Below are 18,064 nucleotides of genomic sequence, written 5' to 3'. Positions count from 1 at the left end.
AAAATTTCAGAAAATAAGTAGGGTTATTAGTGAGCTGTTTCATGGATACCGGTAAAAAATCATTATCTGAAGAATATTTTGAGTTTTTACGCGGCTGACTACTCTCGTCCCAGACCGTCCTGTCCCCTCTCCCCCCTCGGCGACATACCAGAAAAGTAAACGAGGTACCGTATCAAGACGGTACCTCGTCTACCTTTCTGGTACTTCACATGAACTACTCGTTCAAAAGAGTATCTCGACCCCCATCAATAGCAAAACAAAAGCTCCCATTCTCTAAACAACAAGAAAATGAGAGCCTCTGACTTCGCCCGACAGCGGAACTAACGCGTTCGGAAACCTTCGTTACCGAAAACAAAACTCCGGCTTCGCCGAGTAACCGCAATTTTTACTTCCTCGCGCGCTCGGAAAACTGAAACATTATCTCCTTCGGCTCCGCCTCAGGATAGTAACCGCAATTTTTACTTCCTCGCGCGCTCGGAAAACTGCGGTTACTCCCATTCAATCGTTCCCGGAGGCTTCGACGTCACATCGAGCACCACTCGATTCACCTCAGACACCTCATTAGTAATACGATTCGAAATCCGCGCCAACACATCGTACGGCAAACGAGTCCAATCCGCCGTCATCGCATCCTCAGAAGAAACCGGACGCAACACAATCGGATGACCATAAGTACGACCATCACCCTGCACACCCACCGAACGAACATCAGCAAGAAGTACAACAGGGCACTGCCAGATTTCCTCATCCAGACCAGCCTTAGTGAGCTCCTCACGCGCAATCGCATCCGCAGCACGCAAAGTCTCAAGTCGGTCAAAAGTAACCTCGCCAATAATACGAATACCCAAGCCAGGGCCAGGGAACGGCTGACGAGCCACAATCTTCTCGGGAACACCCAACTCGCGGCCAATCGCACGAACCTCGTCTTTGAACAAAGTACGCAAAGGCTCCACCAGCTCAAAGGTCATGTCCTCAGGCAGACCACCCACATTGTGGTGAGACTTAATATTCGCAGCACCCTCACCGCCACCGGATTCAACGACGTCGGGATACAAGGTACCCTGAACCAAGAACTTAATCTCGCCGCCTTCACCTGAAGCTTCTTCAATGAGTTTGCGCTGAGCATCCTCAAACGAGCGAATGAACTCGCGTCCAATAGCCTTGCGCTTTTCTTCAGGATCAGTCAAACCAGACAAAGCAGTCAAGAAACGCTCTGACTCATCAATGGTGACAACCTTGATGCCCATGGTGGAGGCGTAATCATTCTCAACCTGCTCGCGCTCATCCTGGCGCAGCAAACCGTGATCGATAAAGAAGCAGGTTAGCTGGTCGCCCACAGCCTTATGGACCAAAGCCGCAGCAACCGAGGAATCAACGCCACCGGAAAGAGCACAAATCACCCGAGCAGAACCAACCTGCTCACGAATCTTCTCAACCTGCTCTTCAATGATGTTGCCGGTGGACCACGACTTCTCTACACCGGCAATGTTATACAAGAAGTTCTCGAGCGCCTGCTGACCGTAATCAGAGTTATTGACCTCAGGATGCCACTGCACACCACCCAGCTTTCGCCCTTCATCAACCATCGCAGCGACGTCTGCACCGGGGGTAGTTGCCAAAACTTCGAATCCCTCGGGAGCTGCGGAAACGGAATCCCCGTGGGACATCCAAACGTTCTGCACCTTGGGGGTTCCGGTGAGGAAGGAAGAATTCTCAGCACACAGCGTAGCGTCGGTCGCGCCATATTCGCGGCGACCAGTATGAGATACGGTTCCGCCCAAAGTCTGAGTCATCAACTGGAAACCATAGCAAATACCGAATATCGGTACGCCAGCTTCAAACAGAGCCTTATCTCCTGCAGGAGCGCCTTCGGCATAGACCGAGGAAGGACCACCGGAGAGCACGATAGCGGCAGGGTTCTTGGCCAAAATCTTTTCTGTGGCAAGAGTATGCGGAACGATTTCGGAATAAACTCCGGCCTCACGGACGCGACGAGCGATAAGCTGTGCGTACTGAGCGCCGTAGTCAATCACCAGAACCGGACGCTCTTCGAGCTCGGTTGAATGTGCTGATGTTGTCACGAGTCACCTTATATGATCGATTGTTTTCTCGTATGGATTCACCACACGAAATGGATATAAAGCCATTCTAAAGCACGAGGCCTAGTAACGCTTGGTCGCCTGGGGGTTAGCGTCAAGCAATTCCAGGGTCTCGCGATGGATTCGCTTCTCCACAATAAAGGAGAGGAAGGGGACTACGCCGCCGAGCGCCATCACGATGAGCTGAGGCAGACCCCAACGCATGAGCAACCAGAGACGGAAACAGGAGAAGAGATACACCACATAGAACCAACCGTGAACGATGAGAATCCAGGTAGAAATGTTGATACCACCGGTAAGGTTTCCCATATCCCGATCTAACCAGCCCAGGGCAACCGTTTCGCCGGTTTGGGCGTTGGCGCCACCGGCGATGAGGTCATAGCCAAAGATATAGCGGGTGACCATTTCAGCGACCAAAAGGAGTAGGAAAGTACCGGAAATCCAGGCGCACCATTTATAGAAAGTGAGCGCACCACGAATCTGTGATTCGGTGCCACCAAATTTCTTACGAACGGTAAACCCGCCCTTGCCGTCGGCACGTCCTCCTTCGGAAAGAGTAACTTTCTTACCATCGGTTCGTTCGGTAGGGCGAACCTGCGGTGCAGGTCGCGGAGTATTGTGTTCAGTCACTGATGCAACTTTCCGTCATTGCCCGCGCGGTCATCACGCGGGACGTCGTCAAAGAAATAATACTGTTGGTCTGCTGGATCCCAGTAATAATAACGGCCTGATTCTTCATCTAGCCAGTATTCGCCTTCGTATTCGAAGTACAGGGCTGGATTGTTTTGTTCGCGGTAAGAATCGCGAAGCATCCGCCACCAGAGGTACACCGCGAATCCTGCGAAGACAATCCATTCCAGAGCATAAAAGATATTGAGCCAGTTGACCTCTTCATCGGTTACCTGCTGAGCGTGGACCGGTTTAAGCTGCTCGCTTTGACCCAGGATAGTTGCTGAGTCAGATAGTGTGCCGTCTTCGTTCAGCGGCAGTTTTTCTGAGGCGGGCACCTCAGCGTCGTTGGTGAGTAACGCGCCGTATAGCGGCACGTCCCATATATTACTGAGTTGAGCAGCCGACGCCGAGCCCAAAGTTCTTCCCTGGGTTTTCTCTTCCTCGGTCAGGTCGGAAGAGTAGAACGGAGCATCGTTGGCAACTACGCGACCTGCAATAGTCACCTCTCCTGAAGGTTCCTGAGGTATTTCAGGTGATGCAGTCCATCCGCGAGCAACCGCAATGCTGCGCTGTTGAACCTTGCCCGCAGCCGTTACTTGCGCTCCATCGTCCGGGGTGAATTCGCTCATCACCCAGTATCCTTTTTCACCCTCATGCAACTTCTCGGCCACCAGGTATGAAGAACCCGGAACGTACTTTCCTGTAGCGCTCACCATGGTGTCCGCTTCAGTAGTTGTCAAAGGCTCGTGTTCAATCAGCACCGATTCCCAGGGATGCACCACCTCTTTAGCGGGATCCGCACTCACCTGTCCTAGAGTTGACGCGTTGAGCTGCCATTTACTGAGCATCACAAAACCGAATGCCACTGCCAGCACAAGCAGTAATGCGGCGATCCAGCGAGGAGCGAGAGCTAATTTGAACACGCTTTCCAGCCTATCTGTTTTTGATAGAAAATGCCCTGCCCCTTCCGCTGATTATTCGGAGGTGGCAGGGCATTCACAGCAAACGTTGAGCCGTTCGCAATCCTATGATTTATTCCGCGTGGAAGCCATTCAATACAACTTCACTACGCTGGAAGGACTTGAGGTCTGTGAAACCGCAGGTTGCCATCGAACGGCGTATAGCGCCCATGATGTTAGAAGTACCATCGGTGTGATGGGAGGGCCCATAAAGAACCTCTTCCATCGTTCCACTGGTTCCCAGCTGGGTACGGATGCCGCGAGGGAAATCGGTGGAGTGGGCTTCATTACCCCAGTAGAGGCCCTTGCCAGGAGCTTCTTCGGCGCGTGCCAAAGGTGCACCGATCATCAGAGCATCAGCGCCGAGCGCCAAAGACTTCACCAAATCGCCTGACCGGCCAAGCTCACCGTCGGCAATAACATGCACATAACGACCACCAGATTCATCCAAGTAACGAGAACGAGCCGCGGCAACATCTGCGATGGCTGTTGCCATCGCAGCTTGAATACCCAGTCCACGGCGATTGGTCTTAGAAGAGCCCCCACCGAAACCTACGAGTACACCAGCAGCACCGGTGCGCATCAGGTGAAGCGCAGGCGTGTAACCTGCAACACCTCCCACAATCACGGGAACATCCAACTCATAAATGAACTTCTTAAGATCCAACGGTTCATGGTTTGAAGACACATGTTCTGCCGAAACAGTAGTCCCGCGAATCACAAAGATATCCACTCCAGCCTTCACCACGGTTTCATAAAATTCCTGAGTGTTCTGCGGAGTCAGTGCGCCGGCTACGATTACGCCAGATTCGCGAATCTCCCGCAGACGCTCGGTAATCAATTCTGCCTTAATCGGTTCAGAATAAATCTCCTGCATCCGACGAGTAGCAGCCACATGATCCTGCAGATCCAAGGCGGTAATCTCATCGAGATAAGGCTGAGGATCCTCATAACGAGTCCACAAACCTTCAAGATTCAGTACACCCAATCCACCCAATTTACCCAGAGCAATAGCAGTCTGAGGGCTCATCACTGAGTCCATAGGAGCAGCAATCAAAGGGGTATCAAACGTAAATGCGTCAATTCGCCAGCTGGTATCAACATCGGCGCGGTCACGAGTACGGCGGGATGGTACCAGAGCTACGTCGTCCAAAGAATACGTACGGCGAGCACGCTTGGACAATCCAATTTCAATCTCGGTCACGAATTTTCCTTTCAGCACGTGGGAGCTTTAATCGGAGTTCCCACGCTGAATAAGTTTTTAGCGGCGGTAGTTAGGGGCTTCTACGGTCATCATGATGTCGTGAGGGTGTGATTCCTTCAGACCTGCCGGGGTGATACGCACAAACTTACCCTTGTACTTCAGCTCTTCAATGGTGCGAGCGCCCGTGTAGAACATTGTCTGGCGCAAGCCGCCTTCAAGCTGGTGCAGAACAGAGGAAAGAGGCCCGCGGAAGGGAACCTGACCCTCGATGCCTTCGGGGATGAGCTTCTCCTCGGAGGAAACATCTGCCTGGAAGTAGCGGTCTTTAGAGTATGACTTATGGCGGCCACGAGAAACCATAGCCCCTAGTGAACCCATACCGCGGTATGCCTTGAATTGCTTTCCATCCACAAAAATGAGATCTCCGGGAGCCTCGGCAGTACCTGCCAGCATCGAGCCCATCATGACTGAATCAGCGCCGGCAACGAGAGCTTTTCCGATTTCACCGGAGTGCTGCATACCGCCATCGGCGATAACAGGGACACCCGCGGGGATAGCAGCTTTAGCTGCCTCATTGATGGCGGTTACCTGGGGTACGCCGATACCGGCGATAATTCGGGTGGTGCAGATTGAACCGGGACCAACGCCCACCTTGACGGCGTCTGCGCCAGCATCAACTATTGCCTGAGCGCCTTCGCGGGTTGCTGCCTGGCCGCCAATAATATCGACGTGCGCTGCAGCTGAATCCTTCTTCAGGCGGGCAATCATGTCCAAGACACCCTGAGAGTGTCCGTTGGCGGTATCAATAAAGAGCGCATCAACACCGGCTTCAACCAGGGTCATCGCTCGCTCGTAGCCGTCACCGAAGAAGCCAACAGCTGCGCCGACCCGGAGGCGGCCTTCGTCGTCCTTAGTGGCATCGGGGTACTGCTCGGTCTTGATAAAGTCTTTGACCGTAATCAAACCGGTGAGCTTGCCGTCGTTATCGACCAAGGGCAGCTTTTCGATTTTGTTATCGGCCAGGAGCTTGAAAGCTTCATCCTTGTCCATGCCCTCGCGACCGGTGATGAGAGGCATAGGAGTCATGATTTCGCGCACGGTGCGAGTGGTGTAATCGCTCTCGGGAAGGTAGCGGATGTCACGGTTAGTGATAATGCCAACCAGCACGCCGTTCTCGTCCACTACGGGTAGACCAGATACGCGGAAGTGACCGCAGACCTGGTCAAGTTCTTCAATAGTTGCATCGGGGCCAATAGTTGCGGGGTTGGTAATCATGCCCGACTCTGAACGCTTCACGCGATCAACGTGGGATGCCTGATCCTCAATCGAAAGGTTACGGTGAAGCACACCCATACCGCCCAGCCGAGCCATAGCAATCGCCAAATCAGATTCGGTAACCGTGTCCATTGCCGCTGAAATGATGGGCGTCTTGAGAGTAATACGCTTGGAAAGTTTAGTGCTGGTATCAGCATCTGCGGGATTGACGTCAGTGTTGCCCGGAAGCAGTAGGACGTCGTCGTAGGTCAGACCGGTGAAGCCAAAGGGGTCTTCGGAGAGAGCGGTGGGAGTTGACATATATGCCCGAACCTTTCGGTTGTTGTGCTTTTCGGTGGTCGCAGTTCGCCAAAAATTGGATATCCAGTCTCAATTCTAAACCCCATCGAGGATTCTTCGAACCCCACTGTGTTGCGGTTAAAAGGACACTGGCGATGTTGCCCACCTCAACGCCTATTCGGTTCAGCTTATTCCCCACTACCTATTGAGTGTTGCGAGCCTCCCGCTCTGCTATGGCATCTTCCACTCGCTGAATAAAAATATTCTTAGCAGAGAGCACGTAAGTTCGTGTCAAATGAGAGTCATCTCGGTAAACATAGACGTTGCCGATCTCCGATGGGCAAGAACCATTCGGGCAAATAATATCCGTCATATCCACCGGCGCTACAACAGGAATATCTTTAAACTGAGTGAGCGGGCTTGGCGTTCTCGCCAGCTCCGAATCAAAATCGCATAATCCTTTGGTGCGAGTTTCACAATCTGCGTGTGTCTCTTTGAAACGGGGATTATCTCGCAACGCAATGAGCCCAATTCCTTGCTGCTGCATATGGTTCGCGAAATCTCTCAAACCGGTAGGCACAATTTCTCCGCCTTCGTCCGGCAAGCTAATGGTACCGATGATAATAACCTGGTCCGGGTGCATGCCATCGATATAGCGCTGGGTATTTTCTACCCATGCCTGGCAGTCAGGCTTTTCAGTGTTCATGCTGGGCTCTAGAAAGTAGCAGTCGTTAAACTGCACATACTGCAAGTCCCAGCCTTCTTTTTTCGCGAGGGCAATCAGAGCATCTCCCCACTGGTCCATGTGAGAATTTCCGACAGCAATCACTTTTTGAGTTGGCTTCTCATTCGCCACTAACTGGTTGCAGTTCCATTCCTCAAAACCATATTTTTTCAAAACCTCGGGGGCGCAATGGTTAGCGTAAATGGGGCGATCATCATATCGCTCGGCAGAAAGTGGCAAATACTGAGCATCGGTAGATACTGGCTTGTCAAAACCCTTTTGAAGAACTTGAGCACCCGGATTATCAACTGCCGCATTAGCCTGAATTTCTGCCTGCTGACGTTGCAAATCTGCTGACCACTGGTTAGATACGGTGATAACAGCCAGGGTGCACGCCGCAATGACGAGTGCTGAACGCCAGTTCCGCGCATCTAACCAGGACCAAGACCGGAGGGGGCGTTCGATAACGTTCGTCAGGATCCAGGAGAGCGCCACCGATACGAGAAGAAGAATCAAACCGGCAAATAAATCGGCTTTCTCCTGCTGTACTTTGTAGAGGTAAAACACCAAAAGGGGCCAGTGAATCAGATACAGCCCGTAAGAATATTTGCCCAACCACAGCATGGGTTTGGTCGAGAGGAAACGGTCTGCGCCCCATCGTGTGCCGGATTCACCCGCTGCGATGATTGCAGCGGCAGCAAGAGTGGGCCATAGCGCAATATATCCGGGGAAGGCACCCTCGACGTCGAGGATGATTCCACAACTCACGATAGCTACCAGCGCCACCCAGCCGAGCATCCCTCGAAGGCGCTGCGGAATTCTAATCCACGGCAGAGCAATGGCAAGAAGCGATCCCAGGGCGAATTCCCAGAGCCTGGTCCACGTCGAGAAGTAGGCGATTTCCTGGTCGGCTTCGGTTAACCATATTGAATATGCCAGCGACAGACAAAAGACCGTACCAAAGACGCTGAAGAGAATGACGCGCGGGCGACGGCGAAAAATCTTATACAGCACCCAGCACAAAGCGAACAGCAAAGGCCAGATGATAAAAATCTGCCCCTGAACCGAAAGGGACCAGAAGTGCCTCAGCGGTGAAGCTTCGGAGGAATCCGCCGCATAATAGTCCACCATATTTGAAATGGACCACCAGTTCTCTCGATAGAGAATAACGGCTTTGGCTTCTTCCATGATGCCCGCCCAGCGGGGCGCGGGCAGTATCTGCCTGGTCCCCCAGAGCGTCGCCAAGACAACCACCGTAGCAAGCGGCAGAATCCGCTTGAAAGTATGAACCCAATACCTCAATACAGCCCGGGCAAAAATCGGCTGACCACTTTCAATCTTTCGAGTAAACGAAAGAGTCATCAAAAAAGCCGAAATCAGAAGGAAGATGTCCACACCGCCGGATACTCGCCCCAGCCAAATGTGGTAGATAGCCACCAGCGTCACCGCGAAAGCTCTCAGCCCCTGAATTTCAGGGCGGAACTTGCGCGGTGAACTAGGAGTGCTGTTCATCATTCCTCCGACGAATAATTTTTGAGGTGCGGCGTGCGGTACAACTTTCGTTATTCAGATTTCGTAGAGCCTTCTGCTCGTTCTACAGCCGGTTCAAAACGGTCAATGAAATTAGGGGTAGCAGTATCTATGTAGCTCTTAGATATATGGTTAGCATCCATATAGGTGTATACATTTCCAATGATCGAAGGGCAGTTACCATCAGGGCACACTAAATCGGTGAGATTGACTGTAGAGAAGCCTGGGTACTGTTGCTCTAACGAGTCTAACGGGTTGTTATGTATGTCTTGCCCAGCTGGCTTAGAACAAATTTCTCCCTTGCTATTGCAGTCAGCAAAACTGGAATCAAAACGAGGGTGGTCACGTAGCGCAATGACCTCTAACCCTTCGCCAGTCAGAGACCCAATGCGGTCCTTCATTCCATCAGTTACTTCATCAGGACCGTTCGGAACTGATCGGGACCCGGTTACTACAACCGTTTCAGCTCCAGCATCGTGAACAAATTTGTCTGCCTGATTGGAAAAATTAGCGCAGACGTTAGGGTCCCCGTCTTTGAACTGATCAAAGAAGCAACCACCTTCTAGGAAGTAGTACAGTGCCCAGTTGTTTTCTTTGGCGTACTCGGTCAGCGCTGGTGACCACACCTGCATATGACTGTTTCCTACAGCGACCACGATTTTATCGGGGTGTTCTGGCAGGTTAGCAGTATTGCAGTGATCTTTGAGCACAACATCTGTTGAGAACGGCAAGTTATCTGCAGTGCAGGGTGTGCCTACGTTCGCCCAGTCGTCAGGTAGTTGAGCGAGGGTGGGAAATGGTGCCGCATTAGCGTCACCCTCAAATTTGAAATCTGCTGCCAGAGCAGCTGCACCGGGATTATTCTGCGCTTTGAGTGATTCTGCTTTATAAGCATCGTAGGCGAGCTTGCCCTGCCATCCCAGAGTGGGAATCATGACGAGCGCGATGCAGGCAGCCACCACAGCGAGCCCACGAATCGGCGAAAGGTCGGGAGCCTTCCATGCGCGCAACGGCTGTTCAATATAGCGGGTGATGATGTAGGAGAAAAGAACAGAAAGGGTCAGTAGTCCTACACCCGATACGAAACCTGCTTTTTCTGTGTGGTTGCGTGAGAGGAAGAATACCAGAAGCGGCCAGTGAATCAGGTAGAGGCCGTAAGAATAGTTACCCAACCACATGAGTGGCTTCAAGGTCAGCAAACGTTCTGGACCGAAGGCAGTCTGAGTATCTCCGGCGATAATAATCATCGATGCCGCAAGTGTGGGCCACAGCGCATGGTAGCCAGGGAACACGCCTTCGACGTCAAAAATGAAACCGCAGCTAATAATCATGACGATACCTGCCCAGCCCATTGCCGCACGCACATAGCGGTTAATACTGAGCCAGGGCATCACAATAGCCACCAAAGAACCCAACGCGAATTCCCACAAACGCGCAAAAGTATTGAAGTAAGCAGTCTGCTGGCTCGTCGCGGTGACAAAGATCGAATATGCCAAAGAACCGGCAAAGATGGTGCCGAACATGAGAAGCATCAGTCCGCGGACGTTCACCCGCGTTGCACGAATAATCAGCCATCCCAGCAAAAAGACTAGCGGCCACAAGAGGTAAATCTGCCCCTGCACTGAGAGAGACCAGTAGTGGCGGAAAGGAGATGCCACAGAGGAGTCAGCGGCATAGTAGTCCACCAGGTTAGAAATGGACCACCAGTTTTGGTAGTAAAAAACTACAGATTTTGCTTCAGAAAGCAGGCTTTCCCACCGGTCAGCGGGAAGGAAAAGGTAAGAACCCAGCAGGATTCCAACGACCACTACAGAAGCCAACGGCAGGATACGTTTGAACACGTGAATCCAATAGTCAACCACCGAGCGGAAACCAGCGAACTTATTGTTTTCCATACGGCGAACGAACGACCCCGTCATCAAGAAAGCTGAGATGAGCAGGAAGACGTCAACGCCACCTGAGACTTTACCGAACCACAGATGGTATGCGGCGACTAAGAGCAATGCAAGCGCGCGCAGACCCTGAATTTCAGGGCGGAATTTGCGATTCGATTGATTGTTAATAATCTGAGTTCCCTGCTTATTGCTTAAGGGAACAGAAGACATGTTGTGGGAATTTGTCATCTGCTTCAATCATCTGGTGCGGTATTCACATCTCGCTCTGAAAGGAGACAAGAGTGAATATTTCCTAAGGGTGTGATTACCAATTTGGCTATGAACACGTTACCTGAAGTTTACTGACGAATCAGTCGGCGAAATAAGAATTCCCCTCCTTTGTGAGTAATCACAAAGAAGGGGAATTGTCTGTTTATTCAAGACGGGTTATAACAAATTCTTCTAGTCGTCTTCAGTTTCTACAGGCTTTTCCACTACAAGGGTTTCGGTGGTAAGAACCAGCGCAGCAATAGAAGATGCGTTCTCCAAAGCTGAACGGGTAACCTTCACAGGATCGATGACGCCGGCGCCCATGAGGTCGCCGTATTCACCGGTCTTCGCGTTGAAGCCCGAACCCAAGGGAAGTTCAGCAACCTTTGAAGTAACCACATAGCCGTCTTCGCCAGCGTTTTCTGCAATCCAGCGCAGGGGCTGAACAAGTGCACGCTTGACGATTTCTACGCCGGTCTGGGCGTCCTTAGAATCGAGTGAAACCTCGTCTAAAGCTGCCAAAGCATGAACCAGAGCGGTACCGCCACCTGCTACGATGCCCTCTTCCAGAGCCGCACGGGTGGAGGAAACAGCGTCTTCAATACGGTGCTTGCGTTCTTTAGCCTCGACCTCAGTAGCTGCACCCACCTTGATGACGCCGACGCCGCCAGCCAGCTTCGCCAGACGTTCTTTGAGCTTTTCGCGATCCCATTCAGAATCAACACGCTCAATCTCCTTGCGGAGCTGAGCCACACGATCAGCAACAGCATCGGAGGTACCTCCGCCGTCAACGATGGTGGTGTTGTTCTTTGTTACGGTCACACGGCGGGCAGAGCCAAGCTGCTCCATGGTGACTGAATCTAGAGTGACGCCGAGTTCGTTAGTGATAACGGTGCCGCCGGTCAAGATGGCAAGGTCTTCGAAGATAGCCTTGCGGCGATCGCCGAAACCGGGTGCCTTCAGCGCAACAACGTTGAGGTTGCCGCGCATTTTGTTGACGACCAAAGTAGAGAGAGCTTCGCCTTCTACGTCCTCAGCAATGATGGTCAGCGGTTTCTTCGCCTGAACAATCTTTTCCAGCAGGGGCATAATCTCATGAACCGTGGAAATCTTGCCCTGGTAGAGCAGGATTGCGGTATCTTCGAGAACTGCCTCGGCACGCTCTGCGTCGGTAACGAAAGAAGGTGAGAGGTAACCCTTGTCGAACTGCATACCTTCGGTGATATCCAGCTCGATTTCGGTGGTGGAGCCATCTTCAATGGTGATGACGCCGTCCTGACCGACCTTAGAAAATGCCTCTGCGAGAAGCTCACCAATTTCAGGTGACTGGGCTGAGATAGCAGCCACGTGAGCTACTTCTTCGCCCTGAACTTCGCGCGCGTTATCGAGCAAGCGCTGCGAAACTGCCTGTGTAGCTAGCTCGATACCGCGCTTGACCTCGCCAGGTGCCGCACCTGCGGTAACGTTACGCAACCCTTCGGCAACCAAAGCCTGAGCAAGCACGGTAGCGGTGGTGGTACCGTCACCGGCAACGTCGTTCGTCTTGGTCGCTACTTCCTTGGCAAGCTGTGCACCAAGGTTTTCGTAGGGGTCATCCAGCTCAATCTCGCGGGCGATGGAAACACCGTCGTTGGTAATGATGGGTGCGCCCCACTGCTTATCCAAAACCACGTTGCGGCCGCGAGGGCCCAGGGTGACCTTGACAGTGTCTGCAAGCTTATCCACACCGGCTTGGAGGCTCTTGCGAGCAGCATCGTTGAATTCTAGCTGTTTTGCCATGAACTCATCAGCTCCTTAGTTTGTGGGAATAATTTACTTGGAGATTACTGCGAGAACGTCGCGTGCAGAAAGAATCAGATAGTCCTGACCTTCGAAGGAAACTTCGGTTCCGCCGTACTTGGAGAAGATAACGGTGTCGCCTTCTGCTACGTCTACGGGAAGGCGGTTGCCCTTGTCGTCTACGCGACCGGGGCCAACAGCTACGACCTTAGCTTCCTGGGGCTTTTCTTTAGCGGTATCGGGAATTACCAGACCTGACGCGGTGGTCTGCTCTGCCTGAACAATCTGAACTACTACGCGATCTTCAAGAGGCTTGATGGAAGACATTATTACTCCTTCATCGATGATGAAATCTTATGATGGGTGACCGTTTCCAGAGAGCTATCAAGGACGTCGTCGCGGTGCCGCCCTCGAAGGCGTTTAGCACTGTGAGCGGTCAAGTGCTAATACAAACTTTAGAACCGCTGGCGTTTCAGGGTCAAGAAAGCGCGCGCGTTTCGCGATGAGCGCACCGGATGTCTTCGCTAAGATGAGCAGTGATGTCTTTACTTTCTTCGCCTCCGGCGCTTGCACTATCTGCGCGAGAACTTGAAACCGTGGATCGATTCGTCCCTTACCTGCAGAAGAATGCTCTGGAATATGCCAGTGCTCTGCGAGCTGAAGGGTTTGACCCTCCCTCCGTATCCGCCATTTTGAATCAAGCGAAGCTGCGCACGCAGGGACTCTCTAAATTTGGCGAAGCCGCTCAAAAAATGGTGTTGACCGAGGCTGGTTTCGAGCAAGCAACCCGTGCGTCAGTGGCGCGTTTGCATGCTCAGCGTTTCAAAGAAGCTGGCGTGGTGTCAGTTGCAGACTTAGGGTGTGGCATCGGAGCAGATTCTCTAGAATTTTCGCGCGCGGGCATGAGCGTGCTTGCGGTGGAGCTTGATGAAGCTACCGCCGCTATGACTGCCCATAATCTCTCCGACTACCCTCGTTCGATGGTGAAAGTGGGAAATGTTGAGCACCTCGATATATCTGAGCTAAAAGATAACGAAGGAAACCCCGTTCAAGGGCTCTGGCTAGATCCTGCCCGACGCACAGTGGAGCAGGGGCGAACCTCGTCTCGAATTTTCGATGCCGAAGCGTTCTCTCCTCCCCTATCGTTTGTGGTGAAACTGGCTCAAACCGGTATCCCCATGGGTGTGAAGATGGGGCCGGGAATCCCCCATCATGAAATTCCCGAGCAGTGCGAAGCCCAATGGATTAGCCACGGCGGCCAAGTGGTAGAAGTAGTTCTGTGGTTCAATGCGCTCGCCCGTAAGAACGTGCGCCGCAGTGCAACGTTGCTTTCCCCTCATCCACTGGAACCTGAAATACTCTTTGAAATCACCAGCGCTATCGATGACGTTGAGGTACCCCCGGCGGATTCGGGCGAGATTGAAGGTTTCCTCTACGAACCCGACGGCGCTATTGTGCGTGCGCACCTGGTGAGTGAACTCGCGGATCAGCTCGGTGCACATTTGATAGACGAACACATTGCCTATCTCAGCGCCGACAAGGAGCTAGACTCCCCTGCCGTGAGCGGCTATAGAATTCTTGGCGAGATGCCTCTGCAAGAAAAAGTGTTGAAAAAATGGGTGCGCGAAGAAAACATCGGTACGCTTACCATCAAAAAACGCGGGGTAGATATTGTTCCTGAGCAACTACGTAAAAAGCTCCTGGGGCAGAGCAAGAAGAAAAAGGGTTCCGTTGAAGGCACTCTGATTGTCACGAGGCTAGGGGAAGGCACAGCATCTCGACGCTTGGCGTTATCGGCCCAATCGCTGATGACTTTTACCGGATAAGAGCCTCCCTTTTCTAGCACCCTGAGAGACATCTCACTATGTGTACTCGTATGTAAAATCCACTTTTTCGCTGACCTATCATTAAGGTCAGACGCCTTACTTCTCATCGTTCAGGAGAACCTCCGTGATTTCATTCGCCAAATCGGCTCAATCAACCCTCGGTGTTGAGTGGGAATTAGCGCTCGTCGATAGCAAGAGCATGGAGCTCACCTCCCGAGCGCAAGAAGTATTCGATTTGATAGAGGAACTTTCTCCTGAACTGCTAGATGCTTCCACCGGCCCGCATATTACCGGTGAATTTTTAGATAATACGGTGGAGCTCGTTACCGGCGTTTCCGCCAATGTTGCCGAAGCGGTCCACCAGTTAGAGAAAGCAAAAGAACAACTCATGGTCGCCACCGACCAGTTGGGTATTGAAATTTTTTCGGCGGGTACTCATCCCTTTTCTCGTTCTATTGACCAACCTATCGCCAATAAAGATCGCTACCAGAAGATGCTGGATCGCACCCAGTACTGGGGTAGGCAGATGATGATTTACGGTGTGCACGTTCATACCGGTATTGATAGTAAAGCCAAGGCATTGCCTGTATTGAATGGTTTGAGTAATTTCTATCCGCATCTGCTGGCGCTTTCGGCGTCCTCTCCGTTCTGGGAGGGCTTCGATACCGGTTATGCGAGCCAGCGTGCGCTCATGTTCCAGCAGCTGCCCACCGCAGGTCTGCCCTTCTCGTTTGAGAGTTGGGAAGATTACGAAGTCTTTTTGAAAGATTTGATGGTGACCGGTGTGATTGATGATCCTAGCGAGAACCGCTGGGATATCCGCCCGGTAGCTCATTACGGCACTGTTGAAATGCGCGTTTGCGATGGTTTGTCTTCGCTCAACGATATTTCCGGGCTTGTAGCGTTTGATCAGTGCCTGGTGGAATCGCTCTCACGCGATTATGAAGCGGGAAAAATTTTAGCGCCGCTAAAACCCTGGCATATGCAGGAAAATAAATGGCGCGCCGCTCGCTACGGCTTGGATGCGATTATTATCCAAGACAACGACAATAACGAGTTGCTAGTGACCGAAGATATTGAGCGTCTGCTTAATATCTTTGAACCTATTGCCCGCGATTTAGATTGCTCAGATGATCTAGCGCAGATTGAACGGATGATTCAGGACGGCGGCAGTGCAACCCAGCAACGCAAGATAGCGCAGGAGAGCGGTAACGATTTGACCGCCGTCGTGCGCTATCTCGTGGAGCAGACAAAGTCTCCGTACTTTAGATCAGAACGGTAGTCACCGGTAGCGAAGAATCGGTTTCAAAAGCGATTCCAGAAGGCTCTCTACCTTCTGCCACCAGTCGTGCGCCCAAAGCGGCGACCATAGCCCCGTTATCGGTGCACAGCGAAAGTTTGGGAATAATCAGGGTAATTCCGTGTTCTGCGCAGCGATCGGCAGCGAGCTGGCGCAGGCGGGAATTTGCCGCTACTCCCCCGCCTAGAAGCAACGTTTTGATGCCTTTTTCTTGGCAGGCAAGCATTGCTTTTTGAGTAATGACGTCCACGACGGATTCCTGGAAGGACGCCGCGATATCTGCAACGGGGATTTCCTCTCCTCTTGCTTCGAAGCCTTCGACTACTCGTGCTACAGCTGTTTTGAGGCCTGAGAAAGAGAAATCATAGCGGTGGGGACCGGGATTTTCGGCGGTGCCCATGAACTTGCGCGCGGATAATCCGCGGGGAAAGTTAAACGCTTTTCGGTGACCAGCTCGTGCCGCGTTATCGATGGCGGGGCCACCTGGATAGTTGAGACCTAGCAAACGCGCGACTTTGTCGTACGCTTCGCCGGCGGCGTCGTCCAGGGTTGCCCCTAAGAGTTCAACATCCGAGGTAATGTCTCGAACCGCCAGAATCTCGGTGTGACCGCCTGAAACTAAGAGCGCTCCAAGTCCTTCGCGGGGGAGCTGGTCGAGCAGTTCAGCACCGTGACCTTCGATTCCAGAGTCTTCCAGTAATCCCACGCCGACGTGCGCTACCAGGTGATTGATACCATAGAGCGGTTTGCCCGTAGCAACGGATAAAGCTTTGGCGGCAGAGACACCCACCATAAGAGCACCAGAAAGCCCTGGCCCTGCCGTCACTGCAATGGCATCAATCTCATCGAGCGTGACATCGGCTTCCCGCAACGCACTCTGCAGAGCAGGAACAAAAGCATCCAGGTGAGCACGAGATGCTATCTCCGGGATAACTCCCCCAAACCGCACGTGTTCATCCATCGAAGATGACACGGCATTGGTGAGCAAAGTATTACCTCGCACAATGCCAATACCCGTTTCGTCGCAGGATGATTCAATCCCTAGCACTAGAGGTTCTTTAGTCATGCGTTGCTCCCGGTGAATTGAGTGTCAGAGATTTTTCCATGATGAGGGCGTCTACGCCGTCGTTATAGTACCCGGCGCGGCAGTGTATCTGCCGGTATCCGTTCAGATGATAGAGATTTTGAGCCCGCAGGTTATCCGCTCGAACTTCTAAGAGAATACGCTGAGCGCCTCGTTGCGCTGATTCACGATGTAAGAAATCCAACATAGCCCTGCCGTACCCTTGCCCTTCATACTGCGGCAGAACCGCAATGGTCTGAATATCGGCGGTATCTGCTATGCACATAGCACCGGCATAACCTACGATTTCGCCCTCTCTTTCAATGACGACATAGGCACGAGTAGGGTGCTGAATCTCTGCAAGAAACATTTCCAGCGGCCAGGCATCGGCGGGGAAAAGGGAGAGCTCTGCGGTATGCACAGCTTCTACATCGTGAAGGGTCATTTCACGCATTATTGCGTGAGCCACGGCAGGCAGTTCGGAATGCAGCATTTATTTTTCACCCGGCACGGTAACGGCAGAAATACTTGCTTTTTTGCGGGCAGCAGGAACTTTGGCGTCAGAATCCCTGAGATAAAGTGCTGAAGTGTCCTCGGAGAGGTTCTCTAGTCCCAGCCGAGAAGCGGCTTTCAGCAGATATTCGGCGTCAGGCTGATGGTTTTCGAAACCCTCCACGGTCTTCATCACATCGGAGTAGAGCCCAGCACCTTTGCCGTATGCGGCGACGTCGGGAACTTCCTCTGCCGGTCCCACGCAGGGTCCAGAAACCAAGGTGTACCCCTTGTTCTCCAATAAGAATTTCGCGGAATAAACTTCGCGGCGTCGCGCGTCAGTTACAATCACGAAGCTGTCTTTTCCCGCCCGTCGCGCGTCTTCAAACACGTACTCTGCAAGTGCATAGAGGCTCATCAGCCCCAGCACCGGCTTGTCCCAGGCAAATCCCACAGTACGGGCGGTGACGATACCTGCGCGTAATCCGGTGAAAGGTCCGGGCCCGGTGCCGCATACAATGACATCTATCGAAAAGGGGTCAACTGCGGCATCGTGAAGGGTCTCTTCTACAAAGCGAGCCATGACTTCAGCATGTGAACGAGTATCTGAGGTACGGCGGTGAGCGAGCATCTCGACTTCTCCGCTGTCCTGGTGGATCTTTGCGAGTGCTACAGAGGCGGTTGCCGAGGAATCTAAAGCAAGTACAAGCACGGTATT

General features: G+C 52.5%; 14 protein-coding genes. 2 read left to right on the top strand and 12 right to left on the bottom strand.

What is annotated here, in order from left to right:
- Positions 1 to 488: 488 nt before the first annotated feature.
- The 9 genes from guaA to groES form a co-directional block, all read right to left on the bottom strand.
- Entirely contained in the window at positions 489 to 2,081 is a 1,593-nt protein-coding gene (gene guaA, locus ACFR81_RS03205; RefSeq protein ID WP_068169430.1) for a glutamine-hydrolyzing GMP synthase, read from the bottom strand.
- An 81-nt stretch (positions 2,082 to 2,162) separates the two neighbouring features.
- Complete coding sequence (locus ACFR81_RS03200) at positions 2,163 to 2,729, bottom strand: DUF3817 domain-containing protein (protein ID WP_068169432.1); 567 nt, start codon at positions 2,727 to 2,729, stop codon at positions 2,163 to 2,165.
- A complete protein-coding gene (locus ACFR81_RS03195; RefSeq protein WP_343876216.1) occupies positions 2,726 to 3,694 on the bottom strand; it encodes an SURF1 family protein in 969 nt (322 codons plus the stop codon). Before ACFR81_RS03195 ends, ACFR81_RS03200 begins: the two co-directional genes overlap by 4 nt.
- Positions 3,695 to 3,803: 109 nt before the next feature.
- Positions 3,804 to 4,934 (bottom strand): GuaB3 family IMP dehydrogenase-related protein, encoded by a 1,131-nt coding sequence (locus tag ACFR81_RS03190; protein WP_068169437.1) that lies wholly within the window; start codon positions 4,932 to 4,934, stop codon positions 3,804 to 3,806.
- Between the two features lie 57 nt (positions 4,935 to 4,991).
- Positions 4,992 to 6,509, bottom strand: a complete 1,518-nt coding sequence (gene guaB, locus ACFR81_RS03185) for an IMP dehydrogenase (protein ID WP_068169442.1) — start codon at positions 6,507 to 6,509, stop codon at positions 4,992 to 4,994.
- A gap of 181 nt (positions 6,510 to 6,690) precedes the next feature.
- Positions 6,691 to 8,724 carry an acyltransferase family protein gene (locus ACFR81_RS03180; protein WP_343876217.1) on the bottom strand — a complete coding sequence of 678 codons (2,034 nt, stop codon included), beginning with the start codon at positions 8,722 to 8,724 and terminating at the stop codon, positions 6,691 to 6,693.
- A gap of 50 nt (positions 8,725 to 8,774) precedes the next feature.
- A complete protein-coding gene (locus ACFR81_RS03175) occupies positions 8,775 to 10,865 on the bottom strand; it encodes an acyltransferase family protein (protein WP_343876218.1) in 2,091 nt (696 codons plus the stop codon).
- 213 nt (positions 10,866 to 11,078) lie between these two features.
- A complete protein-coding gene (groL, locus tag ACFR81_RS03170; protein ID WP_145175079.1) occupies positions 11,079 to 12,665 on the bottom strand; it encodes a chaperonin GroEL in 1,587 nt (528 codons plus the stop codon).
- Positions 12,666 to 12,698: 33 nt separating this feature from the next.
- Positions 12,699 to 12,995 carry a co-chaperone GroES gene (gene groES / locus ACFR81_RS03165; RefSeq protein WP_198924120.1) on the bottom strand — a complete coding sequence of 99 codons (297 nt, stop codon included), beginning with the start codon at positions 12,993 to 12,995 and terminating at the stop codon, positions 12,699 to 12,701.
- 209 nt (positions 12,996 to 13,204) lie between these two features.
- Here groES and ACFR81_RS03160 point away from each other — a divergent pair, with 209 nt between their 5' ends.
- Together ACFR81_RS03160 and ACFR81_RS03155 are read left to right on the top strand one after the other, a co-directional pair.
- A complete protein-coding gene (locus ACFR81_RS03160) occupies positions 13,205 to 14,491 on the top strand; it encodes a class I SAM-dependent methyltransferase (protein WP_343876219.1) in 1,287 nt (428 codons plus the stop codon).
- A gap of 124 nt (positions 14,492 to 14,615) precedes the next feature.
- Positions 14,616 to 15,773 carry a glutamate--cysteine ligase gene (locus tag ACFR81_RS03155; protein WP_343876220.1) on the top strand — a complete coding sequence of 386 codons (1,158 nt, stop codon included), beginning with the start codon at positions 14,616 to 14,618 and terminating at the stop codon, positions 15,771 to 15,773.
- On the opposite strand, the gene tsaD is transcribed toward ACFR81_RS03155, so the two are convergent.
- The 3 genes from tsaD to tsaB are packed head-to-tail and all read right to left on the bottom strand — an operon-like array spanning position 15,757 to position 18,058.
- Positions 15,757 to 16,857, bottom strand: a complete 1,101-nt coding sequence (tsaD, locus tag ACFR81_RS03150; protein WP_343876221.1) for a tRNA (adenosine(37)-N6)-threonylcarbamoyltransferase complex transferase subunit TsaD — start codon at positions 16,855 to 16,857, stop codon at positions 15,757 to 15,759. The two genes, ACFR81_RS03155 and tsaD, sit on opposite strands and share 17 nt — an antisense overlap.
- The gene (gene rimI, locus ACFR81_RS03145) at positions 16,850 to 17,299 is read right to left on the bottom strand and encodes a ribosomal protein S18-alanine N-acetyltransferase (RefSeq protein WP_377148631.1); all 450 of its coding nucleotides are present in this window, start codon (positions 17,297 to 17,299) and stop codon (positions 16,850 to 16,852) included. The genes tsaD and rimI overlap by 8 nt, the downstream gene beginning before the upstream one ends.
- 48 nt (positions 17,300 to 17,347) lie before the next feature.
- A complete protein-coding gene (gene tsaB, locus ACFR81_RS03140; protein WP_145175093.1) occupies positions 17,348 to 18,058 on the bottom strand; it encodes a tRNA (adenosine(37)-N6)-threonylcarbamoyltransferase complex dimerization subunit type 1 TsaB in 711 nt (236 codons plus the stop codon).
- Between the last annotated feature and the right edge of the window lie 6 nt (positions 18,059 to 18,064).

The organism is Rothia amarae (assembly GCF_042677725.1).
Lineage (GTDB): Bacteria > Actinomycetota > Actinomycetes > Actinomycetales > Micrococcaceae > Rothia > Rothia amarae.
The sequence above is the reverse complement of the archived record's forward strand: the minus strand, read 5'-3'. Positions and strand labels throughout refer to the sequence as shown.

Excerpts from the sequence above, each read along its gene's own strand:
- ACFR81_RS03175 (WP_343876218.1), bottom strand. The coding sequence starts at position 10,865 with ATGACAAATTCCCACAACATGTCTTCTGTTCCCTTAAGCAATAAGCAG.
- rimI (WP_377148631.1), bottom strand. The coding sequence starts at position 17,299 with ATGACCCTTCACGATGTAGAAGCTGTGCATACCGCAGAGCTCTCCCTT.
- guaB (WP_068169442.1), bottom strand. The coding sequence starts at position 6,509 with ATGTCAACTCCCACCGCTCTCTCCGAAGACCCCTTTGGCTTCACCGGT.
- groL (WP_145175079.1), bottom strand. The coding sequence starts at position 12,665 with ATGGCAAAACAGCTAGAATTCAACGATGCTGCTCGCAAGAGCCTCCAA.
- ACFR81_RS03180 (WP_343876217.1), bottom strand. The coding sequence starts at position 8,724 with ATGAACAGCACTCCTAGTTCACCGCGCAAGTTCCGCCCTGAAATTCAG.
- ACFR81_RS03160 (WP_343876219.1), top strand. The coding sequence starts at position 13,205 with ATGTCTTTACTTTCTTCGCCTCCGGCGCTTGCACTATCTGCGCGAGAA.
- tsaD (WP_343876221.1), bottom strand. The coding sequence starts at position 16,857 with ATGACTAAAGAACCTCTAGTGCTAGGGATTGAATCATCCTGCGACGAA.